The organism is Moorena sp. SIO3I6, from assembly GCF_010672095.1.
Genome location: NZ_JAAHHU010001084.1, coordinates 1 through 1,702, shown reverse-complemented (window position 1 = coordinate 1,702; position 1,702 = coordinate 1). Strand labels below are relative to the sequence as shown.

Genomic DNA, 1,702 nt, shown 5'->3' with positions numbered 1-1,702 from the left:
CGCTTCTGTATCGCCAATCATCCAGACATCAGACGCAGCTGGGAGTTTTTTTAGGGCTTTTGCCATTAGCAAAGGTTTATCCTTAGTGTCACCGGTCTTAACATAGTCGTTACTCAGGCAATACCGTCGGTTAGGGGGAAAAAATTTCTCCAGGTCTAAGCGACTGAAGGCTTCATCAAGCTCTCGCACCCGACGCATGGTCATGACGGCTAAATCTACACCTGCTTCTTGTAATTTTTCCAGGGCATCGATAGCTCCGGGAACCGGTTGATCATGGACTAAGTAGGGCAGAGTGTGTACAGTTTGACGGCGTAGCTGAGCAAATGCTTCAGCTTGGCTGGGATCGAGACCTGAACGAATACCAATAATTATCTCCGGAACACGCCCCCTCTTACACTGCCAAAACTCCGCCTTGGACATGGGCAGGATTGGCTGGTTAGGGCGTTGGATTTCTTTGAGACAAAACTGGTAAACCCGATAGTAACGTTCTGAGACATTCATTATCGGACCGTCAAAGTCTGTAAATACTCTAATCATTATCTAACAAAATGTAATATTTATTTACATTATTATCTCATCCCGTGAGTATTTATCACTAAAATTACGAATTTGTAACATTGCCAATCTCTCAGGACTTACCCATTACTCCTGACAGGGGTAGGTTTTTGAGATTTGGGTCGGGAGTCGGGAGTCGGGAGTCGGGAGTCGGGAGTCGGGAGTCGGGAGTCGGGAGTCGGGAGTCGGGAAATGGGGAGATGGGGAGATGGGGAGATGGGGAAATGGGGAGATGGTGAGAATTCTCTGTCTCTTGCACCTTATGCCGTCACGAATCGGGGAAACGCCCTCAGCTGGGCGCACCCGTCCAATAAATTCTTGTAGATTTGGAGATTTATTTATTGGACAGGACTTACGCGGTTAAGTTGATTTCGCCCCCCTAGCCCCCCAATTCTGGGGGGTAAAGATGTCAAAGTCCCCCGAGCGAGGGATTGCTCGCTCGGGGGATTTAGGGGGCAAATGCGTAAGTCCTGTTGGAGTTTTTAGGCAATGAAAGTACGTACTCCCACCAAAGTTAAAAACCTACCCGGGCATCAGCCGTGGAACGGGCATCAGGTGTGGAACCGGCATCTTGCCGGTTATAAATATTCCCAGGCAGGCAGGATGCCCACCCCACTTATTCATATTGATCCGAAGATACTGATCTTGTGGGGCAGGCAGGATGCCCACCCCACTCATTCATATTGATCCGAAGATTCAGCAATGCCGGATTTTTTACCGATTCCCAACTCCCGATTCCCGACTCCCGATTCCCGACTCCCGATTCCCGATTCCTAATTCCCTATTCCCTATTGCCTGACAACTGCCGCGAAGTCTACTGTTCAATAACTAGTGCATTCAACCCGTCTAACCGTAAAGCAACTTGATAAGCCTTACCAACCTTCTTCAGTTTAAATGCTCCTAAGGATTGCAAAAATTTGGGGAATGTACCTTTTAAATTTAAGTCTCTCATCAACTGAGTAATTGGTCGAGAGTATTGTTTTTTAAATTCAGTAGCTATATGAGCGATCGGAACATAAGGATCTTTATAGTTTGTCTTCAAATCCTTGAGGAGTTTAACTAGTATCTCTTCTAAATCTGATTTAGATTCAATTTTAGATAAAGGCTTAACAGTAGGTTTTAACTGAATAGTCTTCAAAGACGAGGA

3 protein-coding genes and 1 pseudogene are annotated in these 1,702 nt (G+C 46.2%); 2 read left to right on the top strand and 2 right to left on the bottom strand.

From position 1 onward, the window contains the following. A partial coding sequence (locus tag F6K49_RS46375; protein ID WP_293109198.1) for an HAD family hydrolase occupies positions 1-537 on the bottom strand: 537 nt, incomplete at its 3' end. Between the two features lie 80 nt (positions 538-617). On the opposite strand from F6K49_RS46375, the gene F6K49_RS46370 reads away from it, so the two are divergent. Both F6K49_RS46370 and F6K49_RS46365 read left to right on the top strand, forming a co-directional pair. Then, positions 618-794, top strand: a complete 177-nt coding sequence (locus F6K49_RS46370; RefSeq protein WP_293109196.1) for a hypothetical protein — start codon at positions 618-620, stop codon at positions 792-794. Between the two features lie 422 nt (positions 795-1,216). Continuing rightward, positions 1,217-1,354 (top strand): hypothetical protein, encoded by a 138-nt coding sequence (locus F6K49_RS46365; protein ID WP_158069555.1) that lies wholly within the window; start codon positions 1,217-1,219, stop codon positions 1,352-1,354. A 15-nt stretch (positions 1,355-1,369) separates the two neighbouring features. On the opposite strand, the pseudogene F6K49_RS46360 reads toward F6K49_RS46365, so the two are convergent. After that, positions 1,370-1,702 (bottom strand): annotated as a pseudogene (locus F6K49_RS46360) (hypothetical protein); the annotation flags it as partial.

Coding starts and splice junctions, on each gene's coding strand:
- F6K49_RS46365 (WP_158069555.1), top strand. CDS start 1,217: ATGCCCACCCCACTCATTCATATTGATCCGAAGATTCAGCAATGCCGG.